The following is a 20,133-nucleotide window of genomic DNA, read 5'->3' on the forward strand; positions in this document are numbered from 1 at the left end:
TCCTGTCCTGTTGCAGGGCATGCTGACAGTTGCCGATCGGCGCGGCTTCTGTCCGCTGCACAAAAGCGCCTGGCCGGGTTTGGGCAAATGACCGTGAGTATCAGGCCGTTGGCGCTACTCGGCCGGCAGCAACTGCAAGCCGAGGTATAGGCTCAACATGCCGTCCAGGCGCAGGGGTCGACCTCACTCAGCTCGGCGATGCGTTCGAGCCGGTAGCGCAGGCTGTTGCGGTGGATGCCCAGGGCATCGGCGCAGGTCTGGCTCTGCCCATCATGGGCGCACCAGGCGCGCAGGGTGGCCAGCAACTGGCCGCTGGCGTCCTTGACGGCAATGCGCCGCAGCGGCTCGAGCAACTCGTCCAGCGCATCGTCATGGCGATGGCGCCACAGCAGCGCCGGCAGGCGATACCGCGACAGGCTCAGCAAACGCTCGCCAGGCACCACCTCGCGACCATAGGCCAACAGGTCGCGCACGCGGCGATAGCCCCGGCGCAGTTGGTCGAGACTCTGCGCCACACCGCCCAAGGCCAGACGCTGCACCTGCCAACCGTGACGCTGCAAGCGTTCGAGCAGGCGCGCCTCATCCAGCGCCACCGAGGCTGGCCGACACCACAACAGCGATTGGCGCGCCGGGCTGACGCACCAACTGTCGGGATAGCGACTGCTCAGCCAGGCCGACAACAACTCGGCCGGCGGCCCGGCTCCCAACTCGAACAGACACGGGATACGCGGCAACTGCGGCTTGAGCCCCAATTGCCGGGCTTCGTCGACCAGTCGGGGCGACTCGCCGCTACCGCCCAGCAGCAAGGCCAGCAGGTCGTCGCAGCGCTGACGTCGCCACTGTTGCTCGACCTGCTGGTTACGTTGCGCCAGCAGCATTTCGGCGGTCATGCGCACCAGTTCGGCGTAGGTGCGCAGGTGCTGTGGATCGCCGGTCAGCCCCAGCACGCCGATCAACCGCTCATCGAGCATCAGCGGCAGGTTCACGCCCGGCTGCACACCTTTGAGGCACTTGGCCGCCTCGCCGTCGAGCTCGACGATGCGTCCGTTGGCTAGCACCAGTTGCGCCCCTTCGTGGCGGGTGTTGATGCGCTCCGGCTCGCCGCTGCCGAGAATCAGGCCCTGGCTGTCCATGACGTTGACGTTGCAGGGCAGGATCGCCATCGCCCGGTCGACGATGTCCTGGGCCAGCTCGTGGTCAAGTTCGAACATGTGGGTTCCTTGCAGTGGCAGACTTCGTTGTGCGGCACAATCGCCGGCGCCCGGCGCTGTGCAGACGCACAAAGACAGCAGCGCCTGGCTCGCCGAGACTCGTTCGGGCGAGCGTCGGTACAGGCGCCGCAGTGACAATCATAACAACAGAGAATTTCATCATGGCATACAGCCCAGCCCCTGACCAAGGCCACGACGCCAGCCGCGATGCGCTCTACCGGCGCATCACCCTGCGACTGATCCCGTTCATTTTCATCTGCTACCTGTTCAACTACCTGGACCGCGTCAACGTCGGTTTCGCCAAGCTGCAGATGCTCGACGCGCTGAAATTCAGCGAGACCATCTATGGCCTGGGCGCCGGCATCTTCTTCATCGGCTACGTGCTCTGCGGCCTGCCCAGCAACCTGGCGCTCAACCGCTTCGGCCCGCGGCGCTGGATCGCGGTGATGATGATCGCCTGGGGCAGCCTGTCGACCTGCCTGCTGTTCGTCACCACGCCCATGGAGTTCTACGTGCTGCGCCTGTTCACCGGCGCAGCCGAAGCCGGCTTCTTCCCCGGCGTGGTGCTGTACCTGTCGCGCTGGTTCCCGGCGGACCGTCGCGGTCGCATCATGGCCCTGTTCATGTCGGCGATTCCGGTCTCGGGACTGCTCGGCGGACCCTTCTCCGGCTGGATCCTCGATCATTTCGCCGCCGGTCAACACGGCCTGGCCGGTTGGCAATGGATGTTCCTGATCCAGGGCCTGCCCACCGTGGCGCTGGGCATCCTCGCGGTGTTCCTGCTCAGCGACGGTTATCAGAAAGCCACGTGGCTCAGCGAAGCGCAGCGCCAACTGATCGCCCGCGACCTCGCCCGTGATGCCGCCAGCAAACCGTCCACGACCGGCGACAGCGTGCTGGCGGTGCTGACCAACCCACTGATCTGGACCTTCGGTTTCGTCTATTTCTGCATCCAGAGCGGCGTCTACGCGATCAACTTCTGGCTGCCGTCGATCATCAAGAGCCTGGGCTTCGACAGCCCGCTGCTCATCGGCTGGCTGAGCGCAATCCCCTACCTGCTGGCCGGGGTGTTCATGATCCTGGTGGGGCGCTCGGCCGACCTGCGCAACGAGCGCCGCTGGCACTTGGTGGTGCCCATGCTGATGGGCGCCCTGGGCCTGTTGATCGCGGTGAATTTCGCGGGCAACCCCGCGATTGCCATCCTCGGTCTGTCGATCGCCACCATGGGCGCGCTCACCGGCCTGCCGATGTTCTGGCCGATGCCCACGGCGCTGCTCAGCGCCAGCGCGGCCGTGGCGGGCCTGGCGATCATCAACTCGGTCGGCCAGATGGCAGGCTTCCTCAGCCCCTACCTGGTCGGCTTCATCAAGGACCAGACCGGCTCCACCGACGCCGCGCTGTACTCGCTGGCCGGCTTGATCGTGGTCGGCAGCGTGGTGGCCTTGCGCGTGTCGCGCGCAGGGAATGCCCAGGCGTCTTGAGCCCGAATCCCCGCCCGCCTTTGGGCGGCGGGGACTGACTCACTCAACGCGCGACATTCACCTCCTCGGCTTCATGCGGCGGCGGCACCACGATCCGGCTCAGGTCGATGTGCCGGAAATCCGGCTTGCCGCCCAGGCGTGCGTTGTAGCGGGCGTTGAAGGTGAACGGGTCGTGGGTCGGCACATCCAGCGCCTGGCCATACGCACCCGCCACCGCCGAGGCGTCATAACCCATCAGCTTGAGCAAGGTCGGGAACAGGTTGTAATGGCTTGAAGCGTTGCGGTTCTGTGCCAGGTACGCCTGCCAGTCCAGCGCCTTGACCCCTGCCCCTGGATGACCACCAGCGGCACCAGGCCCTCCTCCATCACCGGATCGCTGTCGCAATGGGTGTTGAGCCCGGGATTGCCGCGCTCGTGCAGGTCTTGGCCATGATCGGAGGTGTAGATCAGCACGGCCTGGCTCAGGTCGGCCTGGGCGAACAGGCGGCGGAAGAATTCGCCGACGTTCCAGCCCAGGGTATTGCGATAGGCGTTGCGGTATAGCACCCAGTCCTGCGCGGTGCCGCTGAAGCCTTCGCGCGACCCGGTATCGGCTACGTCCTGGAAGCGCCCGCGTGGCAGCGCCGGCTGATAAGCCATGAACGCGTCGGGGTATTTGTCGTGCACCGGGAAGTGCGCGCCGAGCTTGTTGATCACGATCAACTGTGGCTTGCCGTCGCCCAGCAGGCCGATCAACTGCTGCAACGCGGCCATGTCGCGGTCGACCACTGGCGTGGTGTCGAACTGGATGAAACGGTCGATGTCCTGCTTCTCGGTGTCGGTCATCAGGTTCTGCAGATTGCCACCGGTGCGCTGCGCATCGATGTACACCGTGCCCATGCCCGCACGCTTGGCGTACTGCCAGATCGACGGCTGCGTCGAGTTGATGCGCAGGTAGTCCTCACGGGTGCCGCCATAGCGCAGGGTGACGTTGGTATCGGCGCTGCAATTGGCGGCCGAGGCGGCATAGCCGAAATTGACGATGTCCACGCCGGGGTATGTCTGCAGCAGATGACTGGGCACGCCTGTCGGTGTGTTCAGGTCCAGGTAGTTGCCGGAAATGCTTTCGTCGATCACCAGCACGATGTCACGCGCCAGCGGCGCGCTCGACTGCGCCAGCGTTACCGGCTCGCGCGGTCCCACCCGGTCGTGCAAGGCTTCGTAGCCGAACAGGCTCAGGTACGCCAGCGGCGTGTACATCACCGGCAGCCCACGGGCACCCTCGCCGGCACGCACGAACAGCATGCCGATCAGCAGCGCCAGCGCCAGCAGCGGCGCGCCGATCGGCAGCCACTGCGGCAGGCGCGGCGTCGGCCCAGGCCGCAGTCCGACGCCCAGCAGCACCAACACCGAGCTGGCGGCCGCCAGGGTGATCGCATAGTGGTACTGCTCCAGTGCCTCCTGGACGAAGCCGCCGGCATACACCATCGAGACGAACGCGCTGTAGGTCAGGTACGAATCGGTGATCCGCAGGTAGGCGTCGAAAAATAGCCCACCGACCGCGAATGCCAGCGCCAACGGCCAGCGCAGCCAGGCCTGACGGATCCACGCCGACAGCAACAGACCCGCCGTCAACAGCGTCGCCAGCCCCAAGTACAGCACCAGCGGTACGCCCAGCCCCAGCGCGTCGACACGCTCGGCGTAATACCCATGAAAACTCGCCAGGTAGGCCAGCAGCAGGGCCAACTTGATCCATCCGCGCATGATCCCAACGCTCCGATGACGGGGTGATTTTGCCAACCGTAGCACTGTTGAAACAAATCTCAACATGAAAAAGTCAATTTTCCGTCGATATCCTGACGCCATATTCCGGCCTGAAAAAAATCCTTCGCATTTCTCTTTCTATCGACGAAACCCTTGATATTCGCGGCCTGCAACCGTTCATCGGCTAAACGTTTCACCTCCTTTTTCTCTATTTTCAGTCCAAAGCCGCGTCAGACAAGGGGTTGGTGGCAAGTGGCCTTATCATTAGCGCTTGTAAGTTTGACGAAACATGCCATTGCTTTGACGCATTTCTGTTAGGGTGCGCTATACCGACAACACACTGTTTCACCCCCCTTACTCATTCTCATGAGGAAAGCCGACATGGACGTGAGCGTTTTTGGCACAGGTTACGTAGGCCTGGTACAAGCGGCGGCACTGGCCGACGTGGGTCACCGGGTCCTGTGCGTGGACGTCGATGCCCACAAGATCAACCAACTGCGCCAAGGCGTCCCACCGATCAGCGAGCCGGGCCTGTCCTCGCTGCTGGAAGACAACATCCGCGAAGGCCGCCTGCTGTTCAGCACCCAGGCCAGCGACGCGGTCAGCCACGCCGAGCTGATCTTCATCGCCGTCGGCACCCCGCCCGACGAGGACGGCTCGGCCGATCTGAGCCACGTGCTCGACGTCACCCGGCAGATCGCCGAACTGATGGACGCCGACCGCACCCTGATCGTCAAATCAACCGTGCCGGTGGGCACCGCCGACCAGGTCATGAACTTGGCCCGCGAACGCCTGCACAGCCTGGGCAAGGACCACCTTCACGTGCGGGTGGTCTCCAACCCGGAATTTCTCAAGGAAGGCAGCGCCCTGGCCGACTGCATGCGCCCGGACCGAATCATCGTCGGCACCCGCGACCCGCTGGCCCATGCGCAGCTCGCCGAGCTCTACGCGCCGTTCTGCCGCAACCATGAAAAGCTGATGTTCATGGACAACCGCAGCGCCGAGCTGACCAAGTACGCCGCCAACGCCATGCTCGCCACCCGTATCAGTTTCATGAATGAGCTAGCCAACCTCAGCGAGCACCTGGGCGCCGACATCGAGGCGGTGCGCCGTGGCATCGGTTCCGACCCGCGCATCGGCTACCACTTCATCTACCCCGGCTGCGGCTTCGGTGGCTCGTGCTTCCCCAAGGACATCAAGGCCCTGCTGCACACCGCCGAGCACAGCGGCATGCCACTGCGCCTGCTGCAAAGCGTCAACGACATCAACGATCACCAGCGGCGCATCCTGTTCGCCAAGCTCAAGCAGCGCCTGGGCGGCCTGGCCGGCAAGTCCATCGCCCTGTGGGGGCTGGCCTTCAAGCCCAACACCGACGACATGCGCGAAGCGCCCAGCCGCTACCTGATGGAAGCGCTGTGGGCCGAAGGCGCCACGGTGCGCGCCTACGACCCTGAAGCGATGGACGAATGCCGGCGCCTGTACGGCTACCGGGACGACCTGCAACTGTGCGCCACCCGCGACGACACCCTGCAGGACGCCGATGCCCTGGTGATCTGCACCGAATGGAAGAACTTTCGCGTGGTCGACTTCGCGCTGCTGGCCAACAAGCTGCGCAGCCGCGTGATCATCGACGGCCGCAACCTCTACAACCCCGACCAGGTCGCCGCCCACGGCCTGCATTACAGCGGCATCGGCCTGCGCCAGGTCGCGCCGGAGCAGGCCGACTGGCAGGTCAGCGCGCCATGAAAGTGCTGGTCACCGGCGCTGCCGGCTTCATCGGTGCGCACACCTGCCTGCGCCTGCTGCGCGACGGCCACCAGGTACTGGGGCTGGACAACTTCAACGACTACTACGATCCGGCGCTCAAGCATGCCCGCGTGCAGTGGGTGCAGCAGCAGGCGGGCGACTTCCCGCTGCACCGCCTGGACCTGGCCGACCGCGATGCCGTGGCGCGGCTGTTCGCCGAGCAGCGCCCAGACGTGGTGATCCACTTGGCCGCCCAGGCCGGCGTGCGCTACTCGCTGAAAAACCCCCAGGCCTACCTGGACAGCAACCTGGCCGGCTTTCTCAACATCCTCGAAGGCTGCCGGCGCAATCCGGTGCAGCACTTGCTGTACGCCTCGTCCAGCTCGGTCTACGGCGCCAACCAGCGTACGCCGTATCGGGTCGAGGACGGCGTCGATCACCCGCTGTCGCTGTACGCCGCGACCAAGAAGGCCAACGAGGCCATGGCGCACAGCTACAGCCACCTGTTCGGCATTCCCAGCAGCGGCCTGCGTTTCTTCACCGTGTACGGCCCCTGGGGCCGCCCGGACATGTCGCCGATGCAGTTCGCCCGGGCGATCAGCGAAGGGCGACCGATCCAGTTGTTCAACCATGGCCGCCATCAGCGCGACTTCACCTACATCGACGACATCGTCGAAAGCCTGGTGCGGCTGATGCCCCATCCGCCCCACGCCGACCCGCAGTGGGACGCCTTCGCCCCGGACGCGGCCAGCAGCCAGGCGCCTTGGCGGCTGTTCAACATCGGCGGCCAACGCCCGGTGGAACTGCTCGACTACCTGGCCCTGCTGGAGCAGCACCTGCAGCGCAGCGCGGTGATCGAGCTGCTGCCGCTGCAGCCGGGCGATGTCCTGGCCACCTGCGCCGATGCCAGCGCCCTGGCCCGGGTCACCGGTTTTACCCCCCAGGTCAGCCTCGACGAAGGCCTGGGGCGCTTCGTCGCCTGGTTCCAGGCCTACTACTCGAACGCCGCGGCAGACGGCGAACCTGCTGATGAGCTGTCGCAACAACGGAGGGTGATATGACAGGACAACCGAAGAGCGCCCCGCTACAGGCGCTGTACCAGGACAAACGCATGGATCCGGCGCACCGCCAGCGCATCGATGCGGCCATCCACATGCAAGGCCGGGGCTGGATCACCGGCCGCATCGGCGGGCGCCCGTGGACCTTGTCGCGCACCAACCGCGTGTTGTCGTGCGTGGCCGCGCTGCTGCTGCTGCTGGTCTTGTCGCCCCTGTTGCTGGTGCTGGCGCTGCTGGTCAAGCGCTCCAGCCCAGGCCCGGTGTTCTTCGTGCAGCAACGCACCGGCTACCGCGGTCGCCTGTTCGGCATGTTCAAGTTCCGCACCATGGTCGCCAATGCCGAGGCCTTGAAAGACTCGGTGCGCCACCTGAACAAGCACGGCGCCGACGCCATCGACTTCAAGATCGACAAAGACCCGCGCATCACCCCCGTGGGCAGTTGGCTGCGCCGCAGCAGCCTGGACGAGTTGCCCAACCTGATCAACGTGGTCACTGGCGACATGCGCCTGGTCGGCCCGCGCCCCACCTCGTTCAACACCTACCGCTACAAGGACAACCACCTGGCGCGGCTGGCGATCTACCCCGGCATGACCGGCCTCTGGCAGATCTCCGGTCGCAGCGACATCGATTTCGACCAGCGCGTCGAGCTGGACCTGAACTACATCAACGAACAGAGCCTGATGCTGGACCTGAAGATCCTGCTCAAGACCCCGTTCAAGGTATTCACTGGCCATGGAGCAAGTTGAGATGGACGGTTCCACTTCTAGAAGCCTGCGTATCGCCAACCCGAGCGAGACCAACCTCACCGCCACCGTCCTGGACCTCGACCAGCGCACCCTGCTGCTGACCGCCGCCAACACCGGTACCGGCACCAGCACCAGCGCCCTGGCCTTCGCCAGCCAACTGGCGCAGATGAGCGCCGGTGCCGTGCTGCTGGTCGACGCCAGCGCCAGCAACGCCAGCCTCAGCCAGCAACTGGGGCTGGGCAAACTGCGCGGCTACAGCGACCTGCAATTCGACCTGGACACCCCGCCGCTGGCCCAGGACTGCGTGGTGCACCTGGCCGATCAGCCGTTCGACGTACTGCCGGCAGGCACCTTCAAGCGCGGCCGCCAACGCCTGGACCCGGAGCGAGTGCGCGTGCTGCTGCGCCAGTTCGCCGCCCAGTACCGCTTCGTGGTGATCGATGGCGAGGCGATCTACGCCAGCGCCGACAGCCTGACCCTCGGTCCGCTGGTGGACGGCGTGATCCTGGTGGTGCGCGCCGAGGATACCCGCTTCGAAGTGGCCCAGGCCGCCGCCCAGCGCCTGGGCCAGGCCGGCGCGCGGCTGATCGGCAGCGTGTTCAACCAACGCAAGTACTACATGCCCAAGTGGCTGTACGACCACCTCTGAGAGGACGCACACGATGATCGCCCTGAGATACCCCACGATTGCCCTGTGCGTACTGGCCCTGGCCGGTTGCAGCAGCCCGCAGGGCCGGCAGATGCCGGTGCAGATCCTCACTGCCCCGCCGACCGAGAATCAGGCCACCGAGGTGGCCCGGCGCGAACAGGTGCTGCGCCCGCAGGACGTGCTGGAAGTAATCTTCCATGTCAGTAACCGCACCGCCGGGGTCTACCGCATCCAGTCCGGTGACACCCTGGACCTGAGTTTCATGGCCGCCAGCAGCCTAAACGGCCAGCAACTGGTGCAGCCCGACGGCAGCATCACCCTGCCCTCGACCAACACCTCGGTGCGCGTTGAAGGCCTGACCCCGAGCGACGCCGAGAACGCCATTCGCCAGGCCTACAACGACAAGCGCGTATTCAAGCCCAACCGCGACCAGGTGACGGTACGGGTGCTCAGCCCCATGACCGACGAGATCAACCTGAAGAACGCCCTCACCCATCCGGGCACCGGCATGAGCCGCGACATCACCGTGGGCAACGACGGCCGCGCGACCTTCCCGGAAATCGGCTCGGTGCCGCTGCAAGGCATGACCGTCAATCAGTTGCGCGACTACCTCAACGAGCGCTACGCGCAGTTGCCGGGACGCATGAGCGTGGATGTGCTGCTCAAGTCCACGGCCGCCAACGAAATCTACGTGCTCGGCGAAGTCGGCCAGCCTGGGGCGTTCGAGATCCGCCGTCCGGTGTCGGTGCTCGAAGCGCTGACCCTGGCCCGCGGCCCGACGATCAAGGCCAAGCTCGGCTCGGTGATGATCATGCGCCGCACCGGCAACACCGTGCAGGCTTACCAGTACGACGTCGACCAGGCCCTGTCGGGCAAGAGCCAGAGCATCGCCTACCTGCAGCCCGAAGACATGCTCTACGTGCCCAAGACCGCCCTGGCCAGCGCCGGCGAGCTGTCGCGCCAACTGGCTGACGTGATCCTGTTCCAGGGTATCGGCGTGAGCTTCGGCTACCGACTGGACAACAAGGACAACAACGACCGCCGCAGTTCAACCGCCAATGGCGCGGCATCAGGCCAATGACCGGGGACGGAGCCACCATGACCACGCAACCGAAAGAGAACTACGTGCACGAGTTCTTCCGCATCTTCTTCGCCAACCGCCAGTTGGTGAAACGGGTGTTCCTGATCTTCGCGGTGATCGCGCTGATCCTGCCGCTGGTGCTCAAGCAGAGCTTCGACATCACCGCCGAGGTCATCGTCCAGTCCAAGAAACTGTCGCAGAGCGACACCAGCTCGTCCCTGGCGCAGCAGGCGGACCAGTTCATCCCGCCGTCGCTGGCCGACATGGAGACCGAAAGCAACATCCTGCGCTCGCCCACGCTGATCCGCCAGACCATCGGCCAGTTGCGCCAGGAAGGCCAGTATCCGGTAGAGCCGGGCCTGCTGCGCCGGACCCTGATCGACCCGCTGCGCCATGCTGTGATCGAGCCGTTGCAAAGGGCGCTGGGCAAGAACGTGGCCGACGAGCGCGACACCCAGCTCGACGACCTCACCGACCAGGCGGTCAAGGACCTGAAGGTGGAAACCCTGCCCGGCTCCAACGTCATCTCCATCACCTACAGCGCCGACGACGCCCATGTCGGCACCCTGTTCGTCGCACGTCTGCTGGACAACTTCCTGAAGAACCGCCAGGACCTGCAGTCCAACGAATTGCCCGAGACCTTCTACGAGCAGAAGAAACTGCACTACCAGGCGCGTCTGGATGACCTCGAAGGCCAGCGCCTGGGCCTGCTGACGGCCGTGGCCTCGTCCGATCCCAAAGAGGAAATCACCTTCCGCCTCAACGCGATCAACACCGAGGAACAGGCGCTCAACCTGCAACGTGATCGCCAGTTGGAAAACCAGCAGTGGCTGGACTACCTGCAAACGGCGCTGGCCTCGGCGAGCAAGGCGAAGATGGCCGATTACGCCTTCCCCTACACCTTCACCACCACGGTCGACAACATCGCTTTCGAAGACCGTGAGATCAAGCAACTGGGCGAGCAACTGACCACCCAACTGGCCCGCTACAACGGCGACGCCACGGTGTTCCAGCCCGGCGCCGAGCAAATGGTCATCGCCCGCCAGCAGATCGCCCAACTGCGCGCGCAATTTCTGAAGATCGTCGAGAACCGCATCCGCGAACGCCAGCAGGACCTGGCCGTGACCCAGCAGGTGATCGACCAGAAGATCCAGCGCATCGCCGACTACAAGCAGCGCATCACCGAACTGCGTGAAACCCAGAGCAAGACCCGACAGCTCGACACCGAGATCGACGCCCTGCACAAGGCCTTTTCCACCTATGCACAGCGCTACGAGGAAAGCCGTGGCCAGGGCCTGCTCGACGGCAGCCAGTCCAATGCGCGGATTCTCAGCGCGCCCTACGAGCCGGCCAATGCCTCGTTCCCCAAACCGGGCCTGATCATTCCGTTCGGTCTGGTCACCGGGCTGTTGCTGGCCATTGCCCTGGTCTACGTCAAAGAGTTCTTCGACCACCGCTTCAAGCACCCGGCGCAGATCGGCCAGGCGCTGAACCTGCCGGTGCTGCTGGTGATCAACGACCAGAACCCGGCGCAACCCAATCCGCATAAAGGCTGGTCGTTGCCGCGCCTGCTGCATTGGGTGCGGCATTGAACGCCGCCCTGCCCGCCGCTGGCCGGCCGATCCTGCACCTGCTCGGCAGCGGCGGGTTCTACGGCGCCGAGCGCATGCTCCTGGACCACTGCCTGGCCACCCCTGGCAGGCACCAGGTGCTGTTCCTCGGCGCGCCGGACGCCTTGCTGGCGCGCTTCCGCCAGGCCGGTGTCCAGTGCCAAGTGTGCAACGGCCTGGGCGAGGTGCTCAGGGTAGTGTCGGCGCAGCGCGGCGCCCGGCCGTTGCTCAATAGCCACAACTTCAAGGGGCTGCTGTTCGGCTGGCTGGCGGCCACTGTGTGGCGCTTGCCCTTGGTGACCACCCAGCACGGCTTCACCCCGCGCAGCCGCAAGCAGCGCTTCTACACCTGGCTGAGTCTGCAACTGTGCCGCACGCCGACGGTCACCACCGTGGTGTGCGTGGCCCAGAGCATCGCCCGCCTTCACCGCCAGGCCGGGGTGGCCGCCAGCAAGATTCAAGTGATCCCCAACGGCCTGCCGGAGCCCGTCGGCGCGGGCGCGCCCCAGGAGCGGGTCCAAGCGCATGGACACAGCGCACGCACGGGTCAATGGCTGGCAGGCTACGTCGGCCGGCTGTCCAGCGAGAAAGGCCCGGACCTGTTCCTCGACGCGCTGATCCCGCTGTGCCAACGCCAGCCGCACGTGCACGCGGTGATGCTCGGCGAAGGCCCGGAGCGCACCGTTTTGCAGGCACGCATCGACGCAGCCGGGCTCGGCGAACGCATCACCCTGCCCGGTTTCCAGCACGACATGCAGGCCTGGATGCAGCGCCTGGATGCCCTGGTGATCAGCTCGCGCACCGAAGGCACACCGATGATCCTGCTCGAAGCCATGCAGGACGGCGTACCGGTGGTGGCGTTCGGCGTCGGCGGCATCCCAGACGTGATCGAGCACGGGCGCAGCGGCCTGCTCGCCGCGCCGCTCGCGGTCGAGGAACTGGGCGCTCACCTGCACGCCCTGCTGGACGACCCGCAGCAGGCCGAGGAACTGGTCGCCCGCGCCCGCCAGACACAACGCGAGCGCCATCACCTGCCCACCCTGGCCCAGCACTGGGCCTTGGTGTACCGGGGTGCCACCCAGGAGGTCGTCGCATGATCGTGCCACTGTCGCTGGTGGGCCTGGCGGCCCTGCTGTCGCTCGGCTTGCTGGCCAGCCCCTATCCCTTCCTCGCCCCGGGTGCCGTGGTCGGCCTGGCCGGTGCGCTGGTGCTGTACCGCAAGCCCGCCTGGGGTCTGCTGGCCATCGCGGCGCTGGTACCGCTGGAAGGTTTGCTCAAGGACAGCCTGGTCTCCGGGGCCAAGCTGATCGGCCTGGGCCTGGTGCTGATCCTCACCCTGCAACTGGCGGTGCGCCAACTGCCGGGCGAGCGCCTGCGCAGCAATCAATGGCGCCTGCTTCTCCCGTTCATGGCCCTGTACCTGCTGAGCCTGTGGACCAGCGACAGCCTGGCCCTGTCGCTGGTGCACCTGCGCGAACTACTGGTGGGGCTGATCGTGTTCGTCATCACCTTGCTGGTGGGCCGTGACCTCAACCTGCCGATGCTGGCCAGACTGATCACCGTCAGCGTCTGCGTCACCTGCCTGTTCGCCATCTTCTCCACCAAATACCAGGAGCAAGGCCGCGCCTCGGCCATGCTCGATCCCAACGCCTTCGCCCTGCTGATCACCATCGCCATGCCGCTGGGGCTGTGGCTGACGATCAAGACCCGGCAGATCCTGCTCAAGCTGTTCTGGGCTGGCTGCTGCGTGCTGCTGCTGGTGGGCATGACCAAGACCGAGTCGCGCTCGGGACTGGTGGTACTGCTGATCAGCCTGGGCATCGTGCTCTACAACTACCGCGAACAGCTCACCCGCATCCGCCCCGACACCTGGGCTTCGCCCTGCTCGGTATCGCCGTGGTGCTGCCGCTGGGCGCAGCGCTGATGCCGGCGGGCTACGCCGAGCGCATCGAGTCGCTGATGCTGCTCAAGTCCGGGGTCAACGCGCACCAGGACGAGTCCCTGGGGCGGCGTTCCTCTTACCTGGTGGTCGGCCAGCGCATGATCAGCCACAGCCCATTGCTCGGCACCGGCCCCGGCACCTTCCCGCTGCACTACGCCGACACCGGCTTCTCCAAGGCCTTCGCCCCGGAGAACAGCAAGACCACCGACCTCTACCGCCGCGCCCACAACACCTATCTGGAGCTGTTCAGCGAAACCGGCGTACCGGCCGGACTGGCCTTCGTCGGCATGATCGCCCTGGCCCTGCGCAATTTCTGGCAGGCCCGCGCGGCCTGGCGCGCGACGGGCGATGTGGCGCGCGCCGACCTGATGACCCACCTGACCATGTGCATGCTGGCCATCGGGCTGTTCCTGATGTTCCTCAGCGCGCCCAGCCACAAGTACCTGTGGATGATGCTGGCGCTGTCCAGCGTGCTGCTGCGCCAGGCCCGTGAACCCCAGCTGGCGGAGGCCAAGGCATGAGTGTGGTCAGCATCGTCATCCCCATGTTCGACGAAGCCCGGCACATTGGCCGGACCTTGGATGCCGCGCGCCAGGCCGCGCGTTTCGCGGGGCTGGAGTGCGAGCTGATCGTGGTCGACAACGGTTCGCGCGACAACGGACCGGCCATCGCCCGCCGCCAAGGCGCGCAGGTGCTGAGCCTGCCGGGCGTGTCCATCGGCGCACTGCGCAACCGCGGCGCCGAGGTCAGCCGTGGCAAGTGGCTGGCGTTCGTCGACGCCGACATCGAGGTGCCCGCCAACTGGCTGGCCTTGCTGATGGACCTGCAACAGCAGGAGCGCGGCGACGTCTTCGCCCTGGACTGCGAGACCCCAGGCCAGGCGCCGTGGTTCGCCCACGCCTGGCAACGCCGTACCCTGCGCGGCGGCCAGCCGGTGCAGTCGCGCACCTGGCTGCCGACGCCGAACCTGCTGATGCGCCGCACTTGGTTCGTCCAGGTGGGCGGCTTCGACGAGGCCCTGCGCACCGGTGAGGACAAGGACTTCACCCTGCGTCTGCACGAGGCTGGGGCTCGGCTGCGCCTGGTGTGCCAACCGGCGGTGCTGCATTGGGGCTTCGAGGGCAGTTGGGGCGAATGGCTGGGCAAGGAGCTGTGGCGCCAGGGCAGTCACCTGCAACTGTTGCGCAGCCACGGCGCCAGCCTACGGTTGCTGCGCTTTCCGCTGCTGTCGCTGGGCGTCTGGTTGATCGACGCGCTGGCGCTCTCGGCGCTGCTGTGCGGGTTCGCCGGCCTGGCCCTGGGGTTGCTGTTTGGCGGCGCCCTACCCGCCGTGGCCCTGGCGGTGCGCCAGAGCCTGCGCCAGCGCGATGCGCTGTTCACCCTGCAACTTTTTATTCTGCACTGGCTGCGCCTGCACATCGCCGGTGCGGCCTTCGTGCTCAGTCTGCTCAACCGCAGCGCAAGGAGGCCCGCCCGTGGCTGAGTTCATCTTCTGGCTGTGCCTGTCGCTGCCCCTCTACGCCTGGGTCGGCTATCCGCTGCTGCTGTCCCTGGCCGCGCCGTTGTTCCCCAGGCGCAGGCGCGCAGCGCTGCCCGCGCAACGGGTCAGCGTGGTGATCGCCGCACACAACGAGCAACGCCATATCCAGGCCAAGCTCAACAGCGTGCTGAACCAGGATTACCAGGCCGCCGAGTTGCAGGTGCTGGTGGCCAGCGACGGGTCCAGCGACCAGACCGTGGCGCTGGCGCGGGCCTTGAACGACCCCCGGGTGCAGGTGCTCGACCTGCCGCGCCTGGGCAAACCCGGCGCGCTGAACACGGCGGTGGCGCACTGTCGGGGCGACATCCTGGTCTTCACCGATGCCGACAATCAATGGGCCGGCAACACCCTGGGCCTGCTGCTGGCGCCCTTCGCCGATGCTGACGTAGGTGCCAGCGCCGGGCACATGATCATCCCCGACCCCGGCAAAGGCCTGAGCCTGGGCGACAGCCTGTACCGCCACTACGAGGCGTGGGTGCGTCAGGTGGAAAACCGCACCGGCTGCATGGTTTCGGCCGACGGCGCACTGCTGGCCCTGCGTCGCGCGCTGTTCCAACCGATCCCGCCGCAGGTCAACGACGACTTCCACATCAGCACCTGTGCGCCGGTGGCGGGCAAACGCATCGTCTACGTGGCGCAGGCGATCGTCCTCGACCAGGGCGTCGACGAGGCCGACAAACAGTTCCGCCGTCGCCAGCGGGTCACCGTCGGCGGTCTGCAGAGCCTGGCTGCGCGCCGCGAACTGCTCAATCCCCTGCGCCACGGCCTGTACGCCATCGCCCTGATCAGCCACAAGCTGATCCGCCGCCTGGCGCCGGTGTTGCTGCTGCCGCTGCTGCTGGCCAACCTGTGCCTGATCGGCCAATCGCCCTTCTACCAACTGACCCTCGCGCTGCAGGTGCTGGGCTACGGCGCGGCACTGGCGGGCCTGCTGTACCCCGCGGCGCGCCCACCCAAAGTGCTGCGCCTGGCGGCGTTCGTACTGGTGACCCTGGCCGGCATGTGCGTGGGCCTGTGGCAATTCCTGCGCGGGCACAGCTACACGCAGTGGAACCCCGACCAGAATCGATGAGCGATGGACATGCCGATCAAGACCCGGATCAAACAGGCCAGTGGCTGGCTCTACCTCAGATCGCCCCAAGGGCGCGCCGAATTGCGCGGCGCTGGGGTGATCCTGATGCTGCACCGGGTGCTGGCCGATGACGCCAGTGCGGCGCTGCCTCACCGCAACGAGCTGTGCGTCGGCCCGCGCGCCTTCGAGCGCCTGCTGCGCTGGCTGCCACGGCACTTCGACTGCGTCGGGCTCATGGACCTGCTGCAGCCTCACGGCCGCCCACGCGACGACCAGCGCCCTAAACTCGCCCTGACCTTCGATGACGGCTGGCGCGACAACGCCAGCCACGCCTTCGCCTTGCTGCACCAGTACCAGACCCCGGCGAGCATCTTCCTGTCCACCGACTACATCGGCAGCCGCCAGCGCTTCTGGTGGGAGAGCGTCGGCGAAACCCTGTGGGGCAGCCATGGCGAACCCGCCCGACGCGCCCTCATCGACGCGTTGCACGATCTCGGCCGCCCGCTGCCGCCCGCTGCGGCGCTGGCCGAGCAGACGCCCGCGCGCAGCCTGGCCCTGGCGCATTACCTGCAAAGCCTCAAGACCCTCGATTCAGCGACCCTGCTGCAGTTGACCGACGCCTGCCCCGCAGACGCCCTGCCCCAGGCCATGGACTGGCATCAAGTACGCCAACTGGAAGCGTCCGGCCTGGTGCGCTTCGGCCCCCACGGAGCCAGCCATGCGCTGCTGCCGGGCCTGGACGACAACGGCCTGGACGCGGAGATCCAGCGCAGCCACCACGCCTTGCAGCAAGGCTGTCGCCAGCCGCTGCCGGTGTACTGCTACCCCAATGGCGACCATGACCCACGCGTACGCGCGCGCATCGCCGCCCACCACTACCCCTTCGCCCTGAGCACCCGCCCCGGCATCTGCCAGGGCCAGGACGATGCCCTGGCGCTGCCACGCATCGGCGTCAGTCAGCGCAGCGCCAGCCACCCTTCGCTGCTGGGCTGGCGTATCGCCCGGGGCAGCCGCCCATGAGCCGCAACCACTACCTGCGCCACCTGGCGCTGAGCATGGGCACCAAGCTGGCGATGATCGCCCTGCGTCTGCTGCGCAATGTGTTGCTGGCGCGGATCCTCGGCCCCAGCGAGCGCGGCCTGTTCGCCCTGCTCAGCACCCTGCCCGACCTGATCAGCGCCGCCACCAGCGGCGGCTTGAACAGTGCCCTCGGCTACCAGGCGGCCAAGCAGCGCGACATGGGCCTGCTGCTGGCCCAGGTGCTGATCTACGGCTGCCTGCTGGCCGGCCTGCTGACCTTGGCCTGCGTGGCGCTGGTGCGCACCTTCGGCGGCGAGCTGGACATCACCCTGCAACTGGGCCTGCTGGCCTGGCTGTTGCTGCTGGCGGTGCCGATGACGGTGCTCAAGAGCGGGCTGCTGACCCTGCACAACGCCAGCGGCGACGTCGGCGCCTTCAACCTGCTGCGCCTGAGCGAATCGCTGGCGCCGCTGCTGCTGTTTCTCGGGCTGTTCTGGATGTGGCGCGAACAGGCGCTCGAGGCGGCGCTGATCAGCTGGCTGGCCGGCCTCGCGCTGGTGCTGGTGCTCGGCCTGTGGTGGCTGCGCCGCCAGCATCCCTTGCGCCTGCGCTGGGACCGCAGCGGCCAGCGCGAACTGCTCGCCTACAGCGCCAAGAGCCACCCGGACCTGCTCTGTCAGCAACTGATCCTGCGCGCCGACTACCTGTTCATCGGCGCCCTGCTCGGCAGCACCGCACTGGGCCATTACGCCATGGCCAGCGCCGCTGCCGAACTGCTGTTGATCGTGCCCGAGGCGGTCACCACGCCACTGATGAAACGCCTGCTGCAACAGGACGCCGGCATGGAAAAGCTGACGCCGCTGGCCCTGCGCCTGACCGCCACGGTGATGCTCGGTGCCTGCCTGGGCATGGCGCTGATCGGCGACTGGCTGATCGTCACCTTGTTCGGCATCGCCTACCAGCCGGCTTATCCGGCGCTGCTGGCCTTGCTGCCGGGCCTGCTGGGGCTGTGCTACGCGAGCATCCTGCGCCTGGACCTGCTGGGCAAGAACCGCCCTGGCGCGGTGTCGCTGATGATGGCGGCCGGCGCTGCGCTCAACCTGCTGCTCAACCTGCTGCTGATTCCTCACTGGGGCATCGTCGGCGCGGCCGCGGCGTCCTCCATCGCCTACCTGGCGGTGACCCTGGCCATGCTGGTGCTGTACTGCCGGCTCAGCGGCGTGCCGCTGTGGCACACGCTGATCATGCTGCCCAGCGACTGCATCCCATTGCGCCAGTTGCTGCAACGGAGGCCGGCATGAAGCGCTGGCTGCTGCTGATGGTCCTGGGTGCGCCATGGCTCCAGGCCGCCGAGCTGCAATGGGGCGACATCCGCGACGGCAGCCTGTACCTGCAACCGAGCGCCGAAGACACCCTGCTGGTGCGCTGGCGCCCAGCCTGGCAGGCCGATGCCAACAGCGAGCACCTGTACCTGCTCGACGGCCACGGGCAACTGCGCGGCGAGCGCCGCATCGTCGCCGCCGAGGTGCGTGGCGAGCAGCGCTGGCCGCTGACGCCCGGCGCCGGACCATACCGTCTGGAAGTGCCGGGCTACAGTTTTCGCGATTACCAGGCCGAGCACGCGGACAGCACCGGCGCGCAGTTCGCCCCGGCCAAGGTGCACTTCAGCGCCGAGGTCGGGCCGGATGTGACCCTGTACTTCCGGGTCAAGGCGGGCGAACGGGCCACCCTGGCCGGCAAGTATCACGGCGGCGTGCGCGGCCTCTGGGCCCAGCGCCTGAGCGATGGCCAGCAGGTGAACCTGACGCTCAAGCCTTACCCGGCCTACTGGCAGTTCGACCAGCACGCGCTGCCGAGCAGTCGCCGCGACGAAACCTGGCGCTTGCGCCTGCAAGGGCGCGGTAAGACGGCGTTCTGGCTCGACGGCAGCGCCAACCTGTTCGCCCAGCGCACCGAGGACCTGAGCGACGTGCCCGACCTGCCCGGTCAAGTGCACCTGCGCCTACAGGCCAAGGTGATCGGACGCACGCCGCTGCTGGGGCTGAACCTGCCCTATGTCCTGCCACCGCCGTCCAGTTTCGCCGTGCTCGATGCGCTGCGCCCGCAGGCGGCCGGCTACTACAGTTTCATGGACGTGCTGGCGCGCCAGCCCGATTACGAGGACGCCTGGCGGCGCCTGTATCAAGAGCGTTTCGCCATCGGCCAGGACATCACCCTGCTGGCCGGTACCGGCCGGCGCGCCGACCTGGCGGCCGACCGCACCAGCCACGACGGTTTGCAGGCCTGGCTGGCCGCCACCGCGCGGCTGGGCGGCAAGGGCCTGCACTACCTGGCCTTCGCCGACGAGCCCAACCTCAACTATCGCGACTACGCCAGCTACCGCGATTTCTTCAGCGCCATGGCCGCACGCGTGCGCGCCTGGCCTGGCGCTCGCGAAGCAGGCGTGCGCATCGCCATGCCCGCCTCCTCGCGCCTGATCGGCGGGCCGTTCACCCGCGCCAGTCAGCAGCGCCGCGGCCTGGACTGGGCGCGCCGCCTGCTGGAGGAACAGGGCGCGCAGATCGACGCCCTGGCCTGGCATGAGTGGATGGTGCGCGATCTGCTGGCCACCCGCAGCTACCGCGACAGTGTGCGCCAGGCCGCCGACCTGGTCGGCCTCGACGCCCAGGGTCGACCGCGCAAGGCGCTACTGATCGACCAGACCAACCTGTCCAGCGGCTCGACCCTCAGCCCCTACGAGCAGAACACCCACTACGCCGGCCTGTGGTGGGCCTCGGTGGTGATCAACGCCTCGTCCGACGGCCTGCTGGACATGCTCAACTGGTTTCACGTCGCCGACGAGCCGCAGTGGCCCAAGGGCATGGTCCGTGTGCTCGGTGAAACGCGCTTCGAGCTCAAGCCGGTGGGCCTGGCCCAACAGTTCATCCAGCGCCATTGGCTGACCCAGGTGCTGGCCTTGGACAACGACGCCTTCGAGGTCGACGCCCTGGCCATGGCCGACGGTCGCCAGCGCAGCCTGCTGGGGTAAACAAGGCCGACCGGCAGCAACAGGTCGAACTGTCCCTGGAGCGCTGTCCCAGCGGGCAGTTGGAGCTGTTCGGCCCCGACAACCGCCCACGCGTCGGCCGTTTCGACTGCCGCCAGGGGCGCCTGAGTTTTCAACTGCCAGGGCAGACGCTGTTCGCCCTGACCTGGAACGCGTCGTAAGACGCTGGACGAGCCGTCACCCACCGG

The 20,133-nt window shown here is 66.9% G+C and carries 12 protein-coding genes and 4 pseudogenes; 14 read left to right on the forward strand and 2 right to left on the reverse strand.

Features of this window, described 5'->3' with window-relative positions; genetic code table 11:
• Window positions 1-114 precede the first annotated feature (114 nt).
• Window positions 115-1,211: pseudogene (locus GKC70_RS12615) on the reverse strand (sugar diacid recognition domain-containing protein).
• A gap of 161 nt (window positions 1,212-1,372) precedes the next feature.
• Here GKC70_RS12615 and GKC70_RS12620 point away from each other — a divergent pair.
• Entirely contained in the window at window positions 1,373-2,692 is a 1,320-nt protein-coding gene (locus GKC70_RS12620; protein WP_342648835.1) for an MFS transporter, read from the forward strand.
• Window positions 2,693-2,735: 43 nt separating this feature from the next.
• On the opposite strand, the pseudogene GKC70_RS12625 reads toward GKC70_RS12620, so the two are convergent.
• Window positions 2,736-4,435: pseudogene (locus tag GKC70_RS12625) on the reverse strand (sulfatase-like hydrolase/transferase).
• Between the two features lie 381 nt (window positions 4,436-4,816).
• Between GKC70_RS12625 and GKC70_RS12630 the strand changes: the two are divergent.
• From GKC70_RS12630 to GKC70_RS12690, 13 genes and pseudogenes are all read left to right on the forward strand, one after another.
• Window positions 4,817-6,181: a UDP-glucose/GDP-mannose dehydrogenase family protein gene (locus tag GKC70_RS12630; RefSeq protein ID WP_342648836.1), complete on the forward strand. Its 1,365-nt coding sequence runs from the start codon at window positions 4,817-4,819 to the stop codon at window positions 6,179-6,181.
• Window positions 6,178-7,242, forward strand: coding sequence for an NAD-dependent epimerase (locus GKC70_RS12635; RefSeq protein WP_295485221.1), 1,065 nt, complete (start codon window positions 6,178-6,180; stop codon window positions 7,240-7,242). Before GKC70_RS12630 ends, GKC70_RS12635 begins: the two co-directional genes overlap by 4 nt.
• Entirely contained in the window at window positions 7,239-7,985 is a 747-nt protein-coding gene (locus GKC70_RS12640; RefSeq protein ID WP_342648837.1) for a sugar transferase, read from the forward strand. Before GKC70_RS12635 ends, GKC70_RS12640 begins: the two co-directional genes overlap by 4 nt.
• 1 nt (window position 7,986) lies before the next feature.
• On the forward strand, window positions 7,987-8,634 hold the full coding sequence (locus GKC70_RS12645) for a CpsD/CapB family tyrosine-protein kinase (protein WP_116888151.1): 648 nt from the start codon (window positions 7,987-7,989) through the stop codon (window positions 8,632-8,634).
• Window positions 8,635-8,647: 13 nt separating this feature from the next.
• Window positions 8,648-9,715, forward strand: coding sequence for a polysaccharide biosynthesis/export family protein (locus GKC70_RS12650; protein WP_342648838.1), 1,068 nt, complete (start codon window positions 8,648-8,650; stop codon window positions 9,713-9,715).
• Window positions 9,716-9,732: 17 nt separating this feature from the next.
• Window positions 9,733-11,307, forward strand: coding sequence for a lipopolysaccharide biosynthesis protein (locus GKC70_RS12655; RefSeq protein ID WP_342648839.1), 1,575 nt, complete (start codon window positions 9,733-9,735; stop codon window positions 11,305-11,307).
• A complete protein-coding gene (locus tag GKC70_RS12660) occupies window positions 11,304-12,422 on the forward strand; it encodes a glycosyltransferase family 4 protein (RefSeq protein ID WP_342648840.1) in 1,119 nt (372 codons plus the stop codon). Before GKC70_RS12655 ends, GKC70_RS12660 begins: the two co-directional genes overlap by 4 nt.
• Window positions 12,419-13,788: pseudogene (locus GKC70_RS12665) on the forward strand (O-antigen ligase family protein). The gene GKC70_RS12660 and the pseudogene GKC70_RS12665 overlap by 4 nt, the downstream one beginning before the upstream one ends.
• Window positions 13,785-14,750, forward strand: a complete 966-nt coding sequence (locus GKC70_RS12670; RefSeq protein ID WP_342648841.1) for a glycosyltransferase — start codon at window positions 13,785-13,787, stop codon at window positions 14,748-14,750. The pseudogene GKC70_RS12665 and the gene GKC70_RS12670 overlap by 4 nt, the downstream one beginning before the upstream one ends.
• Window positions 14,743-15,879 (forward strand): glycosyltransferase, encoded by a 1,137-nt coding sequence (locus GKC70_RS12675; RefSeq protein ID WP_342648842.1) that lies wholly within the window; start codon window positions 14,743-14,745, stop codon window positions 15,877-15,879. Before GKC70_RS12670 ends, GKC70_RS12675 begins: the two co-directional genes overlap by 8 nt.
• A gap of 9 nt (window positions 15,880-15,888) precedes the next feature.
• Complete coding sequence (locus GKC70_RS12680; protein ID WP_342648843.1) at window positions 15,889-16,899, forward strand: polysaccharide deacetylase family protein; 1,011 nt, start codon at window positions 15,889-15,891, stop codon at window positions 16,897-16,899.
• Window positions 16,896-18,200: an oligosaccharide flippase family protein gene (locus GKC70_RS12685; RefSeq protein ID WP_317870666.1), complete on the forward strand. Its 1,305-nt coding sequence runs from the start codon at window positions 16,896-16,898 to the stop codon at window positions 18,198-18,200. Before GKC70_RS12680 ends, GKC70_RS12685 begins: the two co-directional genes overlap by 4 nt.
• Window positions 18,197-20,106: pseudogene (locus GKC70_RS12690) on the forward strand (hypothetical protein). The gene GKC70_RS12685 and the pseudogene GKC70_RS12690 overlap by 4 nt, the downstream one beginning before the upstream one ends.
• Window positions 20,107-20,133: the final 27 nt, after the last annotated feature.

This window comes from Pseudomonas sp. REB1044, from assembly GCF_038813925.1.
Classification (GTDB): domain Bacteria; phylum Pseudomonadota; class Gammaproteobacteria; order Pseudomonadales; family Pseudomonadaceae; genus Aquipseudomonas; species Aquipseudomonas boreofloridensis.

Excerpts from the sequence above, each read along its gene's own strand:
- GKC70_RS12620 (WP_342648835.1), top strand. The coding sequence starts at position 1,373 with ATGGCATACAGCCCAGCCCCTGACCAAGGCCACGACGCCAGCCGCGAT.
- GKC70_RS12630 (WP_342648836.1), top strand. The coding sequence starts at position 4,817 with ATGGACGTGAGCGTTTTTGGCACAGGTTACGTAGGCCTGGTACAAGCG.
- GKC70_RS12635 (WP_295485221.1), top strand. The coding sequence starts at position 6,178 with ATGAAAGTGCTGGTCACCGGCGCTGCCGGCTTCATCGGTGCGCACACC.
- GKC70_RS12640 (WP_342648837.1), top strand. The coding sequence starts at position 7,239 with ATGACAGGACAACCGAAGAGCGCCCCGCTACAGGCGCTGTACCAGGAC.
- GKC70_RS12645 (WP_116888151.1), top strand. The coding sequence starts at position 7,987 with ATGGACGGTTCCACTTCTAGAAGCCTGCGTATCGCCAACCCGAGCGAG.
- GKC70_RS12650 (WP_342648838.1), top strand. The coding sequence starts at position 8,648 with ATGATCGCCCTGAGATACCCCACGATTGCCCTGTGCGTACTGGCCCTG.
- GKC70_RS12655 (WP_342648839.1), top strand. The coding sequence starts at position 9,733 with ATGACCACGCAACCGAAAGAGAACTACGTGCACGAGTTCTTCCGCATC.
- GKC70_RS12670 (WP_342648841.1), top strand. The coding sequence starts at position 13,785 with ATGAGTGTGGTCAGCATCGTCATCCCCATGTTCGACGAAGCCCGGCAC.
- GKC70_RS12680 (WP_342648843.1), top strand. The coding sequence starts at position 15,889 with ATGCCGATCAAGACCCGGATCAAACAGGCCAGTGGCTGGCTCTACCTC.
- GKC70_RS12685 (WP_317870666.1), top strand. The coding sequence starts at position 16,896 with ATGAGCCGCAACCACTACCTGCGCCACCTGGCGCTGAGCATGGGCACC.